The organism is Diaphorobacter sp. B2A2W2, from assembly GCF_056730635.1.
In genome coordinates this window covers 383,253-402,341 of record NZ_JBWZOR010000001.1, presented here as the reverse complement: position 1 = coordinate 402,341, position 19,089 = coordinate 383,253, and the positions used below count along the sequence as shown (strand labels likewise).

Below are 19,089 nucleotides of genomic sequence, written 5' to 3'. Positions count from 1 at the left end.
CCCTTCCTGGCATGACTGAACAATCCGACCTTTTTCCGGCTTCTGGGCCCAAGGGGTCTGCGCTGGTAGCTACAAAAATCAAAGCGCTGCGCGAGCAGTTGAACCGCTGGGCGCACGAGTACTACGTCCAGGACACGCCGAGCGTGCCCGATGCCGAGTATGACCGCGCGTTCCAGCAGCTGCAGGCGCTGGAGGGCGCTTACCCCGACCTGGTGACGCCCGACTCGCCCACGCAGCGCGTGCTGGGCGCGGTGCTGGACGGGCTGACACCGGTGCGCCACCGAGTGCCCATGCTCAGCATCCGCACCGAAACCGACACCGAGGCCAGCGGCGCCCAAGCCTTCGACGCGCGCGTGCGCCGCGAACTGAAGCTGCCGCCCGATGCGCCGCCGGTGGAATACGTGGCCGAACCCAAGTTCGACGGCCTGGCGATGAGCCTGCGCTACGAGGGCGGGCGCCTGGTGCAGGCCGCCACGCGCGGTGACGGCGAAGTGGGCGAGGACGTGACGCACAACGTGCGCACCATCCGCCAGATCCCCCTGAGCCTGCCCGCCGGCGTGCCGCCGGTGCTGGAGGTGCGCGGGGAGGTCTACATGCGCCGCGCGGACTTCGACGCACTCAACGAGCGCCAGCGCGAGAAGGGCGACAAGACCTTCGTCAACCCGCGCAACGCCGCCGCCGGCGCGGTGCGCCAGTTGGACTCAGGCATCACCGCGCAGCGGCCGCTGTCCTTCTTCGCCTACGGCCTGGGCGAGGTCACGCCGGCCGCCGAGGGCGGGCCCGACTTCGGCACGCACTTCGGCATGCTGCAGCAGCTCAAGGAATGGGGCTTTCCGGTTGCAGCCCAGGTGCAGATTGCGCAAGGCGCTTCTGAACTCATAGCGTTCCATCAGCGTGTGGGGGCCGAACGGGACGCGCTGCCCTACGACATCGACGGCGTGGTCTACAAGGTCAACAGCCTGGCACTGCAGCGCCAGCTGGGCTTTGTGACGCGCGAGCCGCGCTGGGCCGTGGCCCACAAGTACCCGGCCCAGGAGATGGTCACGCGCGTGGAAGGCATCGACGTGCAGGTGGGCCGCACGGGCAAGCTGACGCCCGTGGCGCGACTCGCGCCGGTGTTCGTGGGCGGCGTCACGGTGACCAATGCCACGCTGCACAACCTTTTCGAGCTGCGCCGCAAGAAAGTGCGCGTGGGCGACCAGGTGATCGTGCGCCGCGCGGGCGACGTGATTCCCGAGGTGGTGGGCGTGGTGCCGGCGGGCGCAGGCCTGGCAGTGCTGGCGGGCTCCGACGCGCTGGTGGACGCCGCCAGCAGCGCGGACGGCACCGCACCCGCGCAGCCGCTGGCGGGGCCGCGCCAGCCCTACGTGCCCAACTTCCGCATGCCGCGCCAGTGCCCCATCTGCGGCAGCGCCGTGGTGCGCGAGCCGGGCGAGGTCAACCACCGCTGCTCCGGCGGGCTGTTCTGCCCCGCGCAGCGCAAACAGGCGGTGCTGCACTTCGCCCAGCGCCGCGCCATGGACATCGAGGGCCTGGGCGAGAAGCTGGTGGACCAGCTCGTCGAGGGCCACGTGATCCGCACGCTGCCCGACCTGTACCGGCTCGGGCTGTCCAGCCTTGCGCAGCTCGACCGCATGGCCGAGAAGTCCGCGCAAAATGTGCTGGATGCGCTCGACAAATCCAAGCGCACCACGCTGGCGCGCTTTCTCTTCGGCCTGGGCATCCGCCATGTGGGCGAGGCCACGGCCAAGGACCTGGCGCGCCACTTCGGCCAGTTGGACGCCATCATGGATGCGGGCGTGGAGCAGTTGCTGCAGGTGAACGACGTGGGGCCCGTGGTGGCCGAGGCCATCCACACCTTCTTCGCGCAACCCCACAACCGCGAGGTGGTCGAGCAGCTGCGCGCCTGCGGCGTCACCTGGGACGAGAGCGAGCCCGCTGCCGCCGCCACGCTGCCACTGGCGGGCATGACCGTGGTGCTGACCGGCACGCTGCCCACCCTGGGCCGCGACGCGGCCAAGGACCTGCTGGAGTCCGCCGGTGCCAAGGTGGCGGGCTCGGTCAGCAAGAAGACGCACTACGTGGTGGCCGGCGCCGACGCGGGCAGCAAGCTCGCCAAGGCGCAGGAACTGGGCATCCCCGTGCTGGACGAGGATGGGTTGCATGCGTTGTTGCGGGGCACACCGCTCAACGCAGGTGGAAGCTAGATGGCACTGACCCGCCGCGCCCCACGGCTGGGCCTTGCGCTGGGCAGCGGCTCGGCGCGCGGCTGGGCGCACATCGGCGTGCTGCAGGCGCTGCGAGAGGAGGGCGTGCGGCCGGACGTGATCTGCGGCTCCTCCATCGGCGCGCTGGTGGGCGCGGCCTACGCGGGGGGCGAACTGGAGCGCTTTGCCGACTGGGTGCAGGGCCTGGGCCTGCGCGATGTGTTCGGCTTCATGGACTTCAATCTGTCGGGCGGCATGCTCAAGGGCGAAAAGCTCATCGCCTTCTGGCGCCGCAACTTCGCCGATTTCGACATCGACGCCTCACCGCTGCCCTTCGGCGCGGTGGCGACCGACCTGCACTCGGGTGCCGAAGTCTGGCTGCGCCACGGCTCCATCGCCGACGCGGTGCGCGCTTCCATCGCGCTACCGGGCCTGTTCACCCCCGTGAACCACACCGACGGGCGGCTGCTGGTGGATGGCGGACTCGTCAACCCCGTGCCCGCATCGCTGGCCCGTGCCATGGGTGCGGACATCGTCATCGCCGTGGACCTGAATTCCGACATCCTGCACCGCCACATGCATCCGCTGGCGGTGGTGCGCGAGCCGGATGCCTCCGTGCCCACGGATGCGGCGCCGGTCCCTGGGCCGGAGCCGGTGCCCGAACCGCTGGTCAGCGCCGACTGGATGCGCCGCCTGAAGTTCTGGGCGCCCGCCAGCGGCGAGGCGCCGCCCCCCAAGCCATCGGCGCTGGACGTGATCATGACCAGCGTGAACATCATGCAGATGCGCATCACCCGCAGCCGCATGGCGGGTGACCCGCCCGAGGTGGTGATCGCCCCGCGCCTGGCGCATTTGGGCCTGCTGGACTTTCACCGTGCCAGCGAAGCCATTGCCGAGGGCCGACGCGCCGCCCATGCCAGCCTGCCGCAGTTGCGCCAGTTCATGAGCTGAGGTGGTGGCGCGGGCCACCGGGCGGTCAGTGGCATCTGTACAGCGGCCCAGCCTGGCGCGGGATTGGCGGTATAAAGCAGGCCCGGTCCGTCGCCAGGCGCCGCGGCTGGTGCGGCGACCGGCGCGGCGGCGCGTGTTCTGCCTGCCGCGCATGGCCGGGCACCCCTGTCTACGCATTGCTTCTGAATTCATAGCTGCTAGCGCTTGCTGATAAAGCGCTACAGGCCATTTTTGCCCATAAATTACATGGATCTTTCCACGACCCTGCGAGCCCGCTGGGCCCGCCTGCGGCCCGCGCTGGCGCAACTGTTGCATCGGCCCGAGCGCTGGCTGTCCGCGCATGGCCTGGTGTGGCTGCTGGCGGCGCTGGCGCTGGCCGGCGTGCTGTATGTGCTGGCGCTGATCCCGTTCACGCCGGGGATCAGCGACATCCGCAAGGCCAAGAGCGACCAGCCTGCGCAACTGGTGTCCGCCGACGGGCGGCTGCTCGCCGAGTACCGGTGGGTGAACCGCGAATGGGTGCCGCTGGAAACCATCGCCAAGCCCGTGGTCGATGCGCTCATCGCCACCGAGGACCACCGTTTCTACGACCACTTCGGCCTGGACTGGCGGCGCACGCTGTCGGCCGTCGTGCGCACCGTGGGCGGCGACAAGCAGGGCGGCTCCACCATCACCCAGCAGCTTGCGCGCAATCTCTACCCCGAGGACATCGGCCGCGCGCCCACGCTCACGCGCAAGATCAAGGAGGCGATCACCGCGTTGAAGATCGAGTGGCTGTACTCCAAGGACGAGATCCTGGAGACCTATCTGAACACGGTGCCCTTCCTCTACAACGCCTACGGCATCGAGATGGCGGCGCGCACGTACTTCGACAAGTCGGCCGACAAGCTCAACGTGCTGGAAAGCGCCACGCTGATCGGCATGCTCAAGGGCACGGCCTACTACAACCCGGTGCTCAACCCCGAGCGCGCGCAGGCCCGGCGCAACACCGTGCTGGCGCAAATGGCCAAGCGGGGCAAGCTCTCGCAGACGGAGTACGAGCGGCTGATCAAGCGCCCGCTGCGCATCCGCTTCGAGCGGCAGGCCGAGGTGGCGGGACTTGCCCCGCACCTGGCGCAGCAACTGCGCCGCCAGCTCATCGACTGGGCCGACCGCAACGGCTACAGCCTGTATTCCGATGGGCTGGTGATCCGCACCACCATCGACGGGCGGCTGCAGGAGATGGCCAACCGGGCCGTGCAGCAGCAGGGCCGGGCGCTGCAGGGCGTAGCCGACGGTGCGTGGGCGCCGCGCAGCGCCTGGGGCCCCAAGAGCGCGCTGGTGCAACAGCTGGTGCGCGAGTCGCCCCAGTACGAAAAGGCGGTGGCCGCGGGTGCCGCGCCCGAGGAGGCGCTGCGCGAGCTGCTGGACGACGGTAGCTTCCTGCGCACGCTGCGCCAGTCCAAGACCCGCGTGCAGGCCGGCTTCATGGCCATGGACCCGCGCAGCGGCGCGGTGCTGGCCTGGGTGGGCAGCCGCGACTACGCGACCGATCCGTTCGACCACGTACAGGCCGCACGCCGCCAGCCGGGCTCCACCTTCAAGCCCTTCGTGTACGGCGCGGCCTTTGCGATGGGACTGCAGCCGACCGACACGCTGCTGGACACCGCGGTGGAGATCCCCCTGGGTGGCAAGCGGGTCTGGCGCCCCACGGACGGCCGCACGCCACCCAGCGAGGAGCCCATGACGCTGCGCGACGGGCTGGCGTACTCCAAGAACACCATCACTGCACAGCTCATGCAGAAGGTGGGGCCGGCGCGCGTGGTGCAGCTGGCCCGCGCCATGGGCGTGCGCGAGTCCGAACTGGAGGCGGTGCCCGCGCTGGCGCTGGGCACGAGCTCGGTCACGCTCAAGGAGATGGTCGCCGCCTACGGCACCATCGCCAACGGCGGGCGTTACCTGGCGCCCCGGGTCATCACGCGCATCGAGGACAAGGACGGCAAGCTGCTGGAGGAATTCAAACCTGCATCGCCCGAGCGCGCGCTGGACGTCACCGCCGCGCAGCAACTGCGCGACGCGCTGCGGGGCGTGGTGGACAAAGGCACGGGCGCGGCCATCCGCAGCCGCTACGGCATCACGGCGGACGTGGCGGGCAAGACCGGCACCACGCAGGACAACACCGACGGCTGGTTCATCCTGATGCATCCGCAGCTTGTCGCGGGGGCCTGGGCGGGTTTCAACGACGGGCGCATCACCCTGCGCAGCGACTACTGGGGGCAGGGCGCGCACAGTGCGCTGCCCATGGTGGGCGACGTGTTCCGCCAGGCCCTGCGCGCCAAGGTCATCGATGCGCGCGAGCGCTTCGTGGATGAGGAGGAAAGCTCCTGGATCGGCTCGGCCGCGGGCACGCTGCGCAACTGGGTCTATGACCTGTTCGGTCGACCCACGGGTGAGCAGGCCGGCCCGGCGGGCGCTCCGGCGCCGCAGCCCGAACTGCCGCAGACGCCGGCGCCGGCCGCCAGCGCCCCGCCGCCGGAAGAGCGCCCCGAGATCACGGATGCGCCCCTTGTGCCGCTGCAGGAGGTCACGCCCCGCCCCGCGCCGGCCGAGCCGCCGGTGTGGGTGACCGAGCCGGATGCGCCGTTGCCGGGTCCGCCAGCCGCTGCTCCGGCGGCGCCCCAGGCGCCACCCGGTGCCGGCCCCGCCGCGCCGCAGGTCGTTCCCGGCGTGGTGGTCGATCCCGTGCAGCGTGGCGTGGTCGTACCCCGGCCGCAGGACAACGCGCCGTTTTTCGTCGAAAACCGCTGACCACGGCCCTTTGGCATGCAGACGCCGCGCCAACCCTCGCCAGCGCGCATCCCCGCCGCCGTATGGGCGCTGGGCCTGGTGAGCATGCTGATGGACATCTCGTCCGAGATGATCCACAGCCTGTTGCCGATGTTCATGGTGGGCGCGCTGGGCATGTCGGCCTTCGCGGTGGGCCTCATCGAAGGTCTGGCAGAAGCCACGGCGCTGATCGTCAAGGTGTTCTCGGGCACGCTCAGCGACTATCTTGGCAGGCGCAAGGGGCTGGCGTTGCTGGGCTATGGGCTGGGGGCGGTCACCAAGCCGCTCTTCGCGCTGGCTTCGGGCGCCGGCTTGATCGTGACGGCGCGCCTGATCGATCGTGTGGGCAAAGGCATCCGCGGCGCACCGCGCGATGCGCTGGTGGCCGACGTGACCCCGCCGGAGATTCGCGGTGCCGCGTTCGGCCTGCGCCAGTCACTGGACACGGTGGGCGCCTTCGTCGGGCCGCTGCTGGCCGTGGGCCTGATGCTGTTGTGGGCCAACGACTTTCGCGCCGTGTTCTGGGTGGCGGTAGTGCCGGGCGTGCTGTCGGTGGCCGTGCTGGCCTGGGGCGTGCGCGAGCCTGCGTCCCAAGGGGGCGTGCGCCGCACCAATCCCATCCGGCGCGAGAACATCCGCCGCCTGGGGCCCGCCTATTGGTGGGTGGTGGCCGTGGGTGCGGTGTTCACGCTGGCACGTTTCAGCGAAGCCTTCCTGGTGCTGCGCGCCCAGAACATCGGCATACCCATGGCACTCGTGCCCCTGGTGATGGTGGCCATGAACCTGGTGTATGCGGCGGCGGCCTATCCATTTGGCAAGCTGTCGGACCGCGTGAGCCACACGCGGCTGCTGGCCTGGGGCCTGGTGGCGCTGGTCCTGTCGGACGTGCTGCTCGCAACGGCCCAGCACTGGACCCTCGTGATTGCCGGCGTGGCCGTATGGGGCATTCACATGGGCATGACGCAGGGCCTGCTGTCGGCCATGGTGGCGGATGCGACTCCGGCCGACCTGCGCGGCACGGCCTATGGCGTGTTCCACCTGGCCAGCGGTTTGGCCATGCTGGTGGCCAGCGCGGTCGCCGGGTTGCTGTGGGATGCCGTGGGGCCGGCGGCCACGTTCTGGGCCGGCGGTGCGTTTGCGGCGCTGTGCCTTGCGGGTCTCGGTTGGCGCAGCGCAGGGGCTGGCCGGTTGCTCAGGTGATGTCGATGCAGTGCATGCCGAAGCGCCCCGCGCGACGGTCGGCAAAGAACTGCTCCAGCGTGTGCTTGACGGTGCGAAACGCGATCTCGTCCCAGGGGATTTCGTCCTCGGTGAACAGGCGCGCCTCGATGGTCTCGTGGCCAGGGTCGAAGCGGTCGCTGAGCAGCGTGGCCAGGTAAAAGAGGTGTACCTGACCCGCCTGCGGCACGTTCAGCAGCGAAAACAGCGGGCCCATCTGGATTTGCGCGCCCGCTTCCTCGTCGGTCTCGCGCGCGGCGCCCTCGACGGTGGTCTCGTCCAGTTCCATGAAGCCGGCCGGCAGGGTCCACTTGCCTCGGCGCGGCTCGATGTTGCGCTTGCACAGCAGCACGTGGTCCCCCAGTACCGGCACCGTTCCCACCACCATCAGCGGGTTTTCGTAGTGGATTACGTTGCAACTGGGGCAGACGGCGCGCTCGCGCGTGTCACCGTCGTCGGGCACGCGGTAGGCCACGGCCGTTCCGCAGGCGCGGCAATGCTTGATGGGGCGGCGGAAGTTCATTCGTTGTATGAATAAAAAACGGCTACAGCGCTTATGGGGAAAGCGCTAGCAGCTATTTTTATGATAGTGAATCAGGCCACGGCCACGCGCAGCGTGCCCAGGCCGTCGATGCCGCCTTCCAGCACGTCGCCGCGCACCACCGCGCCCACCCCCTCGGGGGTGCCGGTGAAGATCAGGTCGCCGGGCTGCAGCTCCCACGCGACGGACAGGTGTTCGATGGTCTCCGCGATGTTCCAGATCAGCTGGCCCACGCTGCTGCGCTGGCGGTCCGTGCCGTTGACCTGCAGCCAGATGGCTGCCTGCTGCACGTCGCCCGCCTGCGCCGCGGGCGTGATCGGGCCGATGGGCGCACTGGCCTCGAAGCCCTTGCCGATGCACCAGGGGCGGCCCTGCTTCTTCATCTCGCCCTGCAGGTCGCGACGCGTCATGTCCAGGCCCACGGCGTAACCCCAGATGTGCGACAAAGCGTCGGCCGCGGCGATGTGCTTGCCGCCCTTGCCGATGGCCACCACCAGCTCGATCTCGTGGTGCAAGTCCTTGGTCAGCGTGGGGTAGGGCATCTGGCCGGTCTCGCCCGGGTTCACGGGCAGCACGGCGTCGGCGGGCTTCATGAAGAAGAACGGCGGCTCGCGGCCGGTGAAGCCCATTTCCTTGGCGTGCTCGGCATAGTTGCGGCCCACGCAGTAGATGCGGTGCACGGGAAAGCGCTGGGTTGAGCCCACGACGGGCACGCTGGCCTGCGGTGCGGGAGGGATCACATAGCTCATGGTTCTCTCGGTGGTAGCGGCGGTGTGAAGGGATGAAGCAGTGTGCCACGGCGCGGCGCCGCGCATGGGCGGGGGCCCGCATTACGCCCGGCGCCGGCTTGGCTTATGCTGCGGCCGCATGAAGCTCTACAACTACTTCCGCTCCTCGGCATCGTTTCGCGTGCGCATCGCGCTGGAAGTCAAGGGCCTGCCCTATGACTACCTGCCGGTCCACCTGGTCAAGGCAGAGCATTTGGCGCCCGGCTATGCCGACCGCGTGGGTGACACGCTGGTGCCGGCGTTGCAGACCGATGACGGCCACCTGCTCACGCAGTCGATGGCGATCATCGAATATCTGGACGAGACCCACCGCGAGCCTGCGCTGCTGCCGGGCGACGCGCTGGCACGCGCGCGCGTGCGGGCGCTGGCGCAGATGGTGGCCTGCGAGATCCACCCCCTGAACAACCTGCGCGTGCTCAAGTACCTCAAGCACCAGCTGCAGGTGGAAGACGCCGCCAAGGACGCCTGGTACCGCCACTGGGTGCGCAAGGGCCTGGAGGCGTTCGAGCGGCAGCTGGGGCTGCTGGACGGTGAACGCCAGGCCGCCGGGCTGGCACCCTCGCGCCTGTGCTGGGGCGATACGCCCACGCTGGCCGACTGCTGCCTGGTGCCGCAGATCTTCAACGGCCGGCGCTTCCATGTGGACATGGACGGCCTGCCGCGCACGATGGCCGCGTTCGACGCATGCATGGCGCTGCCGGCCTTCCAGCGCGCGCAGCCGTCTGCCTGCCCGGACCACGAGGCCTGAAACCCGTGGCACAGACCGATCCTTCCGCAGTTCCGCACGACTGGCTGGTTCCGGACTGGCCCGTGCCCGCCCGGGTACGTGCGCTGTGCACCACGCGCAACGGCGGCGTGAGCGCGCCGCCCTGGGACAGCTTCAACCTGGGCCGCTTCGTGGGCGACGACCCCGCCGCCGTGCAGGCCAACTGGGCGGCGCTGCAAGATGCGCTGGGCGCCGGCGGCTCCGCGGTACGGGCGGTGTACCTGCGCCAGGTGCATGGCACGGCAGTGCAGCCGCTGGACGCGCACACGCCCGATGGGCTGGACGCCGATGGCTGCACCACGCAGGCCGCAGGCGTGGCCTGCATCGTGATGGCGGCGGATTGCCTGCCGGTACTGTTCACCAACCGCGCGGGTACGCGCGTGGCCGCGGCGCATGCGGGCTGGCGCGGTCTGGCCGCAGGAGTGTTGGAATCGACTTTGGAGTGTTTCAGGCCCGCAGCGCAGGCAGGTCAAGCGCAAGCAGCTATTGAAAACGGAGCGACGGCGGATGCGGATGACGTAATGGCCTGGCTGGGACCCTGCATCGGCCCAGAGGCCTTCGAGGTGGGCGCGGAGGTGCGCGAGGCCTTCTGTGCGCAGGATCCGCGGGCGGCCGCGTACTTCCGCCCGCATGCCAGCGATGGCAAGTGGCTGGCGGACCTGGCCGGGCTGGCACGCCACCGCCTGCGCGCCTGCGGCGTTACGGCGCTGTACGGCAACGACAGCACCAGCGCCTGGTGCACCGTGGCCAATCCGTCACGGTTCTTTTCGCACCGGCGGGACACCGCCCGGCTCGGCAGCAGCGGGCGCATGGCCGCCTGCATCTGGCTGGCCGCCTGAGGCGGCTTCCACCTCGGCCTGCTGCCGGGCGCGCAGCGCGCGTTTGCGCCCGGGCGTGCCCAGGATGTAGAGCACGATGGACATGGGCAGCAGCCCGTACAGCACGAAGGTGACGATGGCGCCCAGCACCGTGCCGTTGGCGGACGTGGCCTCGGCCAAGGCCATCAACACGGTGACATACAGCCATGCGATAACCACCAGGTACATGATCGATTCCGAAGGGGCAAAGCGGCGATTGTGGCCGGCTTGCCACGGCGGCGGAAACCCAAAGCCCTGCGAATGCGCTGCAGTTTTCCGAGGCACCGCCTGCTGGGCAACAATGACACATGGGGCCCGCGCCTGGGCCGCGATGGAGGCTGCATGAGCACGAATTTCGACGCCAGCTGGGCCGACAGCGCCCGGCAGTTTCAGCAGATGGTGGGCGAGGGCTGGAGCCAGATGCTGCAGGTCCTGCAGCCCAAGGAAATGGGCGCCGCGCTGTCCATGCCAGCTGCCGGCTCGGTGAGCTTCGCACCCGACAAGCTGGCTGCGGTGCAGCAGCGGTACCTGCAAGAGGTGCAGGCGCTGTGGAGCCATGCGCTGCATCACGACGAGGCACCCCTCAGCAACGACCGCCGGTTCGCGGGCGAGAATTGGGCGCACAACCCGTTGTCGGCGTTCTCTGTCGCGGCCTACCAGTTGCAGGCGCACGCGCTCATGGGCCTGGCCGACGCGGTGCAGGCCGACGACAAGACCCGCGCACGCATCCGCTTCAGCGTGGAGCAATGGCTGGCCGCCATGGCGCCCAGCAACTTCCTGGTATTCAACGCGGACGCGCAGCAAAAAGCCCTGGAAACGCACGGCGAGAGCATCGCCAAGGGCGTGGCCAACCTGCTGCACGACCTGGGCCAGGGGCATATCTCGATGACCGACGAGAGCCGCTTCGAAGTGGGCCGCAACGTGGCCACTACCGAGGGTGCAGTGGTGTTCGAGAACGAGCTGTTCCAGCTGCTGGAATACAAACCGCTCACCCCCAAGGTGTACGAGCGGCCCCTGCTCATGGTGCCTCCATGCATCAACAAGTACTACATCCTGGACCTGCAGCCCGACAACTCGCTGATCCGCCATGCCGTGGCCCAGGGCCACCGCACCTTCGTGGTGAGCTGGCGCAACCCCGATGCATCGCTGGCGCACAAGACCTGGGACGACTACATCGACGAGGCCGTGCTCACGGCCATCGCCACCGTGCAGCAGATCGCTGGCGCCAAGCAGATCAACGCCCTGGGCTTTTGCGTGGGCGGCACCATGCTGGCCACGGCGCTCGCGGTGCTGGCGGCGCGTGGCGAGGAGCCTGTGGCCAGCTGCACTTTCCTGACCACGCTGATCGATTTTGCCGACACCGGGATCCTCGACGTGTTCATCGACGAAGGCTTCGTGCGCATGCGCGAACTGCAGATGGGGCAGGGCGGGCTCATGAAGGGCCAGGACCTGGCATCCACCTTCAGCTTTCTGCGCCCGAACGACCTGGTGTGGAACTACGTGGTGGGCAACTATCTCAAGGGCGAGACGCCGCCGCCCTTCGACCTGCTGTACTGGAACAGCGACAGCACCAACCTGCCTGGGCCGTACTACGCCTGGTACCTGCGCAACTTCTACCTGGAGAACAACCTTATCCGGCCGGGGCGGCTCACCGTGTGCGGCGAGCCACTCGACCTGACCCAGGTCCAACTGCCTGTGTACATCTACGGCTCGCGCGAGGATCACATCGTGCCGATCGGCGCGGCCTACGCCTCCACGCAAGTATTGCCGGGGGACAAGCGTTTCGTGATGGGCGCGTCGGGCCATATCGCGGGGGTCATCAACCCGCCCGCCAAGAAAAAGCGCAGCCACTGGCTGCGCGAGGATGGGCAACTGCCCGCCACGCTGGATGCATGGCTGGCTGGGGCCACCGAACTGCCCGGCAGTTGGTGGGACGACTGGTGCGCATGGCTGCACGGCCACGCCGGTCGGCAGATCGCCGCACCCAAGGCCTATGGAAAGGCGCCGAAGTTCAAGGCCATCGAACCCGCGCCAGGGCGCTACGTGCAGCAAAAGGCCTGAGGCCGGCGCCGCACGCTCCCGGGGCGGCGTTGCGGCGCGCTGCGGGGTGACTACGCAATAGTCCTGACACCGGGCCGACAGACAATGGCTACTGGCCTGCGGCCGTGCAGCCGGCAGGTGCCACTCCCGAAAGGACACACCATGGAAGACATCGTCATCGTTTCCGCCGTGCGCACGCCCGTGGGCAAGTTTGGCGGCGCACTGGCCAAGACCCCCGCGACCGATCTGGGCGCCATCGTCATCCGTGAGGCGCTGGCACGCGCCCGCGTCGCTCCCGATCAGGTGGGAGAGGTCATCATGGGCCAGGTGCTTGCGGCCGGCTGTGGCCAGAACCCGGCCCGCCAGGCCATGATGAAGGCGGGGCTGGCCCAGGAGACGCCCGCGCTCACCATCAACGCCGTGTGCGGCTCGGGTCTCAAGGCCGTGATGCTGGCCGCCCAGGCCGTGGCGACGGGCGACAGCGAGATCGTCGTGGCCGGCGGCCAGGAGAACATGAGCCTGGCACCGCACGTGCTCAATGGCTCGCGCGAAGGCCAGCGCATGGGCGACTGGAAGCTGGTCGACACCATGATCGTCGACGGCCTGTGGGACGTGTACAACCAGTACCACATGGGCATCACGGCCGAGAACGTGGCCAGGCAGCACGGCATCACGCGCGAGATGCAGGATGCGCTGGCCCTGGCCAGCCAGCAAAAGGCCGCCGCCGCCCAGGACGCAGGGCGCTTCACGGACGAGATCGTGCCGGTGACACTTGCGCAGAAGAAGGGCGACCCCGTCATATTCGCGGCAGACGAATATCTCAACCGCAAAACCAGTGCCGAAGCTCTGGCTGGCCTGCGCCCCGCTTTCGACAAGGCCGGCTCGGTCACGGCGGGCAATGCCTCGGGCATCAATGACGGTGCGGCCGCCGTGGTGGTGATGAGTGCCACCAAGGCTGCTGCCCTGGGCCTGCAACCGCTGGCCCGCATTGCGGCCTACGGCACCAGCGGACTGGACCCCGCCACCATGGGCATGGGCCCGGTGCCGGCATCCCGCAAGGCACTGCAGCGCGCGGGCTGGGGCGTGGGCGATGTGGACCTGTTCGAACTCAACGAAGCCTTCGCTGCCCAGGCGTGCGCGGTGAACAAGGAACTCGGCATCGATCCCGCCAAGGTCAACGTGAATGGCGGCGCCATCGCCATCGGTCACCCCATCGGTGCCTCGGGCTGCCGCGTGTTGGTGACCCTGCTGCACGAAATGCAGCGCCGCGATGCCAGGAAGGGCCTGGCCGCCCTGTGCATTGGTGGAGGCATGGGCGTGTCCATGGCGCTGGAGCGTTGAAGGCGCGGCACCCTTTGGGACGGGTGCCCTGCATGCAAAAAGGCCGCACGGGGAAGCCCGTACGGCCTTTTTTGTCGGCGCACGCGGCAACGGCTGGCTACGGAGTGCAAAAACGCGATGATGCCCGGTTTTTTGCGCCGCAACAATAATGCCGGGGCGCAGTGTTTTCCTCCTCGGTATTGTCGTAATTCTTGGGTAGAGTGGTCACTGATCTGATTCACTTTTGACACATCCAAGGAGCACACATGAGCCAGAAAGTTGCGTACGTCACCGGGGGTATGGGGGGCATCGGCACGGCCATCTGTCAGCGTCTGCACCGGGACGGGTTCAAGGTCATCGCCGGGTGCGGCCCCACGCGCGACTACAACAAGTGGCTGGGCGAGCAAAAGGCGCTGGGCTATACGTTTTACGCGTCGGTCGGGAACGTGGGCAACTGGGAGTCCACGGTGGAGGCCTTCACCCAGGCCAAGGCCGAGCATGGCAGCGTGGATGTGTTGGTGAACAACGCCGGCATCACACGCGACCGCATGTTCCTCAAGATGTCGCGCGAGGACTGGGACGCTGTCATCGAAACCAACCTCAACAGCATGTTCAACGTGACCAAGCAGGTCGTTGCAGACATGGTGGACAAGGGCTGGGGCCGCATCATCAACATCAGCAGCGTGAACGGCGAGAAAGGCCAGGCCGGCCAGACCAACTACTCGGCGGCGAAGGCGGGGATGCACGGTTTTTCGATGGCGCTGGCGCAGGAACTGGCCACCAAGGGCGTGACGGTGAATACCGTCAGCCCCGGCTATATCGGCACCGACATGGTCAAGGCGATCCGCCCGGATGTGCTGGAAAAGATCGTCGCCACCGTGCCCGTGAAACGCCTGGGCGAACCCAGCGAGATCGCGTCCATCATTTCGTGGCTGGCCTCCGAAGAGGGCGGCTATGCCACCGGGGCGGATTTCTCGGTCAACGGCGGCCTGCACATGGGCTGACCTAGCGGCAGCTGGAAAAGGCTGCCTTGAAATGCAAAAGGAACGTGTCGGCACGTTCCTTTTTTTGTCTCCACCCTGAAGTGGGCGGTGTGAATCGGGGCCGGTAGCTCCCGGCGGGCCCTGGCAGTGGCTTGGAATTGCGCAGTGCGGCGATTCCTCCAACGAACGGCCTTCAGAACAGGCCGAGTGGACGCTTACAGGCGGGCCGGGGCGCGCTTGCGGTCACGTTCGTCTTCGGGCCAGGCAGAGAGGATTGCAGTCATGGTCATAGGGAAAACTCCTTAGATGTACCCACAACGCGGCCCCCTGGGGGAGCGTTGACAGTGCGCTGCAAAAAAATGCAACCCCGGGATATCCCCAGAATTTACTCCTGAAAAAGGAGCTGTCTGCGCTTTATCCGTGAGGCTTGGAGGCTGTTTTTATACAGATATCAAAAATAACCTGTAGCCCCTCAGCGCGCCAGTTCCTCCAGCGCTGAGGAAACATCCAGCCACTTTTCCTCAAGGGCTGTCACCTCTTCGGTGCAGTCCTTGAGCCTCCGCCCGCATTCAGCGATCTCCGCAGGGGGCAGCGGCTGCATGAGCCGTTCTTCCAACTGCGCTTTTTCCCGGTTCAGGGCTTCCAGGCGCTGGTCGATTTTTTCAAGCTCTCGCTTGAGGGGGCGGGTTTTCTCGGCCAGTTGCTGGCGGGCCTGGGCTTCCTGGCGGCGCTGTTCGCGGGCGTCGCGCAGGGGAGGGGCGGCAGTGGCGGTTGGGGGCGCGGCCTCGGCAACGACCACCTGCTCGGCTGCGCGGGCCAGTTCGCGCAGGCGTTTGGACTCCTCAAGCAGGTAGCGCTGGTAATCGTCCAGATCGCCGTCGAAGGGCGCCACGGCACCCCGGCCCACCAGCCAGAACTCATCGCACACGGCGCGCAGCAGCGCCCGGTCGTGGCTGACCAGCATCACCGTGCCCTCGAACTCGTTGAGCGCCATGGACAGCGCCTCGCGCGTGGCCAGGTCCAGGTGGTTGGTGGGCTCGTCCAGCAGCAACAGGTTGGGGCGCTGCCAGACGATCATGGCCAGCACCAGGCGGGCCTTCTCCCCGCCGCTCATGGTGCCCACGGCCTGGTGCACCATGTCGCCGCTGAAGTTGAAGCTGCCCAGGAAGTTGCGCAGGTCCTGCTCGCGGCTGGGTTCCTGGGCCTGTGCACCCAGTTCGCGCGCCAGGCGTATCATGTGCTCCAGCGGGTTATCGCCGGGACGCAGCACGTCCAGCTCCTGCTGCGCGAAGTAGCCGATCGACAGGCCCTTGCCCTCGGTCAGGGTGCCGGAGAGCGGCGCCATGGTGCGGGCGATGGTCTTGACCAGCGTGGACTTGCCCTGGCCGTTGGCGCCCAAAATGCCGATGCGCTGGCCGGCCAGCACCGAGCGGTTCACGTGGCGCAGGATGGTGGTCTCGCTGCCATCCTCGGCGCGATAACCGAAGGACGCGTCGGTGATGGCCAGCATCGGGTTGGGCAGGTTGGCCGGCTCCTTGAACTCGAAGGTGAAGTCGGCCGAGGCCAGCACGGGGGCGATCTTCTCCATGCGCTCCAGCGCCTTCACGCGGCTTTGTGCCTGTTTGGCCTTGGTCGCCTTGGCCTTGAACCGATCGATGAATTTCTGCAGGTGCGCGATCTTGTCCTGCTGGCGCTCGTAGGCCGACTGCTGCAGTTCCAGCTGCTGGGCGCGCAGCTCCTCAAACTTGCTGTAGTTGCCGCCGTAGCGGGTCAGGCGCGCGTTATCGATGTGCAGCGTGACCTGGGTCACGGCGTCGAGGAATTCGCGGTCGTGGCTGATGACGACCAAGGTACCGTTGTAGCGCTGCAGCCAGGCTTCCAGCCATACCAGCGCGTCCAGGTCCAAGTGGTTGGTGGGCTCGTCCAGCAGCAGCAGGTCGCTGGGGCACATCAGCGCGCGCGCCAGTTGCAGGCGCATGCGCCAGCCGCCGGAGAAGCTGTTGACCGGGCGCTCCAGCTCCGCCACCTGAAAGCCCAGACCCAGGATGAGCGCCTGCGCGCGCGCGGTGGCGTCGTGCGCACCGGCGTCTGCCAGGTCGGAGTGCGCCTGGGCGATGGCCATGCCATCACCCGCCTGCTCGGCCGTGTGCAGCGCCTGGTGCAGCTCCGACAGGCGGGTGTCGCCCTCCAGTACGAAGGCGGTGGCAGACTCGTCCGTCTCTGGCATGTTCTGCGCCACCTGAGCCATGCGCCAAGCCGCGGGCAGGAAGAAGTCACCGCCGTCTTCGTGCAGCGAACCATTGAGCAGCGCGAACAGCGTGGACTTGCCAGCGCCGTTACGCCCGACCAGGCCGACATGTTCCCCGGGGTTGATGGTGACGGAAACGCCGTCGAGCAATACCTTGGCGCTGCGGCGCAGCGTGACGTTCTTCAGGGTGATCATGGGTCAAAACCAATGGACGGGGCGGGGGCCGGACGGGCCGGCGCCGTCACTTTGCGGGAGCGAGTGGGAGCAGGGCCTGGCGCGTGAGCAGCAGCACCTGGTCGCTGCCGGCGCTGGTCTCCAGCCAGAACACGGGCAGGTCGGGAAAGGCGGCCTCGAAGTGTTCGCGTTCGTTGCCGATCTCCAGCACCAGCACGGCGTCTTCGCTCATGCGCGCCGGGGCGTCGGCCAACAGCTGGCGAATGAAGTCCATGCCGTCCCGGCCGCCCCGCATATTGCCGGACAGGGCCAGCTCGGGCTCGGCCCGGTATTCGGGCGGCAGCTGGGCCATGCTGGTGGCGTTGACGTAGGGCGGGTTGCACAGGATCAGGTCCCAGGGGCCGGGCAGGGCGGCCAGGCCGTCGGACTCGACCAGCGTGATGCGCTCCTGCAGCCCGTGCCGGTCCACGTTGATGCGGGCCACGGCCAGCGCGTCGGGCGAGAGGTCGGCGCCCGTCACCTGCACGTCGGGATACGCCATGGCGGCCAGCACGGCCAGGCTGCCGTTGCCGGTGCACAGGTCGAGCACGTGGCGCGTCTGGTCGCTGAGCCAGTCGTCGATGCTGCCGTCGGCCAGCAGTTCGGCAATGAAGCTGCGCGGCACGATGGCGCGCTCGTCCACGTAGAACGGCACGCCCTGCAACCAGGCCTCGCGCGTGAGGTAGGCAGCCGGCTTGCGCGTGGCGATGCGTTCTTCAAAAAGTGTAGCTACCAGCGCTTGATGGGCGGGTGTTACGGGCCGATTTGCCACTGAACCTTCAGCACCCTCGTCGAGCACGCTGTCCAGCGGCAGCCCCAGGCGCCACAGCACCAGCCAGGCGGCCTCGTCCTGCGCGTTGGCAGTGCCGTGGCCGAAGGCCACGCCGGCCTGTGTGAGGCGCGCTGCGCCGCTGGCGACCAGCGCCCCGATGGTGTCGCCCTGGACTGCCGCGGTCATGCACCCGCCAGTGCGTTGAGGTGGTCGAGCGTGCGGCGGTAGATGTTCTTGAGCGGCTCGATGTCGACCAAGCGCACGTTCTCGTCGATCTTGTGGATGCTGGCGTTGGGCGGGCCCATCTCGATCACCTGGGGGCAAATCTGGGCAATGAAGCGCCCGTCGCTGGTGCCGCCGGTGGTGGACAGCTCGGTTTCCAACCCGGTCTCGGCGCGGATGGCTTGCTGCACCGCCTGCACCAGTTCGCCCGGCGTGGTCAGGAAGGGCTGGCCGCCCAGCGTCCAGGTCAGGTCGTATTCCAGTCCGTGGCGGTCCAGTACCGCATGCACGCGCTGCTGCAGCCCTTCGGCGGTCGATTCGGTGCTGAAGCGGAAGTTGAAGTCGATCACCACCTGGCCGGGGATCACGTTGGTCGCGCCGGTGCCGCCGTGGATGTTGCTCATCTGCCAGCTGGTGGGCGGAAAGAAGGCGTTGCCCTCATCCCACACGGTGGCGGCGAGCTCGGTGAGCGCGGGCACGGCCTGATGGATGGGGTTGCGCGCCAGCTGCGGGTAGGCGATGTGGCCCTGCACCCCCCGCACGGTGAGCCGCCCGGACAGCGTGCCGCGGCGGCCGTTCTTGATCATGTCGCCGGTCTGCTCGACTGAGGTAGGCTCGCCCACGATGCACCAGTCCAGCCGCTCCCCGCGCGCGCGCAACTGCTCAATGACCACCTTGGTGCCGTCCACCGAGGGGCCTTCCTCGTCGCTGGTCAGCAGCAGCGCGATGTCCAGGCGCGGGTCGGGCGTGGCGGCCAGGAATTCCTCGACCGCGACGACGAATGCGGCGATCGAGGCCTTCATGTCACTCGCGCCGCGGCCGTACAGGCGGCCGTCCCGGTGTGTGGGGGTGAACGGCGGGCTGCTCCACTGCTCCACGGGGCCCGTGGGTACCACGTCGGTGTGGCCGGCAAATACTACTGTTTGGGTAGTTGCTTGCGCTTGTCCAGAGCGCGCTGCAGTGCGTTTTGACCACAAATTGCTGACGCGGAAGTTCTCGGGCCCGCTGTCCAGTCGTTCGCAGGCAAAGCCCAAGGGAGCGAGGCGCCGGGCCAGCAGGTCCAGGCAGCCCGCGTCGTCGGGCGTGACGGAGGGGCGGGCGATGAGCTGTTCGGTCAGTAGCAGAGTGGGGGACATGGGTACAGGCGGCGCACTGCCG

General features: G+C 68.2%; 15 protein-coding genes. 9 read left to right on the top strand and 6 right to left on the bottom strand.

Annotated features, from left to right (window positions below):
* The first annotated feature begins 11 nt into the window (after positions 1 to 11).
* The 4 genes from ligA to AC1PPL_RS01825 all read left to right on the top strand — a co-directional run bounded on the left by ligA (position 12) and on the right by AC1PPL_RS01825 (position 7,163).
* Positions 12 to 2,207 (top strand): NAD-dependent DNA ligase LigA, encoded by a 2,196-nt coding sequence (gene ligA, locus AC1PPL_RS01840; protein WP_479972477.1) that lies wholly within the window; start codon positions 12 to 14, stop codon positions 2,205 to 2,207.
* A complete protein-coding gene (locus AC1PPL_RS01835; protein ID WP_479972476.1) occupies positions 2,208 to 3,158 on the top strand; it encodes a patatin-like phospholipase family protein in 951 nt (316 codons plus the stop codon).
* A 246-nt stretch (positions 3,159 to 3,404) separates the two neighbouring features.
* Positions 3,405 to 5,945, top strand: a complete 2,541-nt coding sequence (locus tag AC1PPL_RS01830) for a penicillin-binding protein 1A (RefSeq protein WP_479972475.1) — start codon at positions 3,405 to 3,407, stop codon at positions 5,943 to 5,945.
* A 15-nt stretch (positions 5,946 to 5,960) separates the two neighbouring features.
* Complete coding sequence (locus AC1PPL_RS01825) at positions 5,961 to 7,163, top strand: MFS transporter (protein WP_479972474.1); 1,203 nt, start codon at positions 5,961 to 5,963, stop codon at positions 7,161 to 7,163.
* On the opposite strand, the gene AC1PPL_RS01820 is transcribed toward AC1PPL_RS01825, so the two are convergent.
* Together AC1PPL_RS01820 and AC1PPL_RS01815 are read right to left on the bottom strand one after the other, a co-directional pair.
* Positions 7,156 to 7,704, bottom strand: coding sequence for an NUDIX hydrolase (locus tag AC1PPL_RS01820; RefSeq protein ID WP_015913223.1), 549 nt, complete (start codon positions 7,702 to 7,704; stop codon positions 7,156 to 7,158). The genes AC1PPL_RS01825 and AC1PPL_RS01820 overlap by 8 nt on opposite strands.
* 71 nt (positions 7,705 to 7,775) lie before the next feature.
* Positions 7,776 to 8,471: a fumarylacetoacetate hydrolase family protein gene (locus AC1PPL_RS01815; protein WP_479972473.1), complete on the bottom strand. Its 696-nt coding sequence runs from the start codon at positions 8,469 to 8,471 to the stop codon at positions 7,776 to 7,778.
* Positions 8,472 to 8,589: 118 nt separating this feature from the next.
* Here AC1PPL_RS01815 and maiA point away from each other — a divergent pair, with 118 nt between their 5' ends.
* A complete protein-coding gene (gene maiA, locus AC1PPL_RS01810) occupies positions 8,590 to 9,258 on the top strand; it encodes a maleylacetoacetate isomerase (protein ID WP_287804702.1) in 669 nt (222 codons plus the stop codon).
* A gap of 5 nt (positions 9,259 to 9,263) precedes the next feature.
* Entirely contained in the window at positions 9,264 to 10,115 is an 852-nt protein-coding gene (gene pgeF / locus AC1PPL_RS01805) for a peptidoglycan editing factor PgeF (RefSeq protein ID WP_479972472.1), read from the top strand.
* Here the strand turns inward: pgeF and AC1PPL_RS01800 are convergent.
* Positions 10,032 to 10,322 carry a hypothetical protein gene (locus AC1PPL_RS01800; RefSeq protein ID WP_015913227.1) on the bottom strand — a complete coding sequence of 97 codons (291 nt, stop codon included), beginning with the start codon at positions 10,320 to 10,322 and terminating at the stop codon, positions 10,032 to 10,034. The genes pgeF and AC1PPL_RS01800 overlap by 84 nt on opposite strands.
* A 153-nt stretch (positions 10,323 to 10,475) precedes the next feature.
* On the opposite strand from AC1PPL_RS01800, the gene AC1PPL_RS01795 reads away from it, so the two are divergent.
* From AC1PPL_RS01795 to phbB, 3 genes are all read left to right on the top strand, one after another.
* Positions 10,476 to 12,194 (top strand): PHA/PHB synthase family protein, encoded by a 1,719-nt coding sequence (locus tag AC1PPL_RS01795; protein WP_479972471.1) that lies wholly within the window; start codon positions 10,476 to 10,478, stop codon positions 12,192 to 12,194.
* Positions 12,195 to 12,335: 141 nt separating this feature from the next.
* Complete coding sequence (locus AC1PPL_RS01790) at positions 12,336 to 13,514, top strand: acetyl-CoA C-acetyltransferase (RefSeq protein WP_313560845.1); 1,179 nt, start codon at positions 12,336 to 12,338, stop codon at positions 13,512 to 13,514.
* Positions 13,515 to 13,759: 245 nt separating this feature from the next.
* Positions 13,760 to 14,497: an acetoacetyl-CoA reductase gene (phbB, locus tag AC1PPL_RS01785; protein ID WP_015913416.1), complete on the top strand. Its 738-nt coding sequence runs from the start codon at positions 13,760 to 13,762 to the stop codon at positions 14,495 to 14,497.
* A 451-nt stretch (positions 14,498 to 14,948) separates the two neighbouring features.
* Here the strand turns inward: phbB and AC1PPL_RS01780 are convergent, their stop codons facing one another.
* From AC1PPL_RS01780 to dapE, 3 genes are read right to left on the bottom strand one after another with little or no spacing between them, the layout of a single operon-like run.
* Positions 14,949 to 16,919 carry an ABC-F family ATP-binding cassette domain-containing protein gene (locus tag AC1PPL_RS01780; protein ID WP_479972470.1) on the bottom strand — a complete coding sequence of 657 codons (1,971 nt, stop codon included), beginning with the start codon at positions 16,917 to 16,919 and terminating at the stop codon, positions 14,949 to 14,951.
* 46 nt (positions 16,920 to 16,965) lie between these two features.
* Complete coding sequence (gene prmB / locus AC1PPL_RS01775; protein WP_479972469.1) at positions 16,966 to 17,895, bottom strand: 50S ribosomal protein L3 N(5)-glutamine methyltransferase; 930 nt, start codon at positions 17,893 to 17,895, stop codon at positions 16,966 to 16,968.
* Positions 17,892 to 19,067: a succinyl-diaminopimelate desuccinylase gene (dapE, locus tag AC1PPL_RS01770; protein ID WP_479972468.1), complete on the bottom strand. Its 1,176-nt coding sequence runs from the start codon at positions 19,065 to 19,067 to the stop codon at positions 17,892 to 17,894. Before dapE ends, prmB begins: the two co-directional genes overlap by 4 nt.
* Positions 19,068 to 19,089 lie beyond the last annotated feature (22 nt).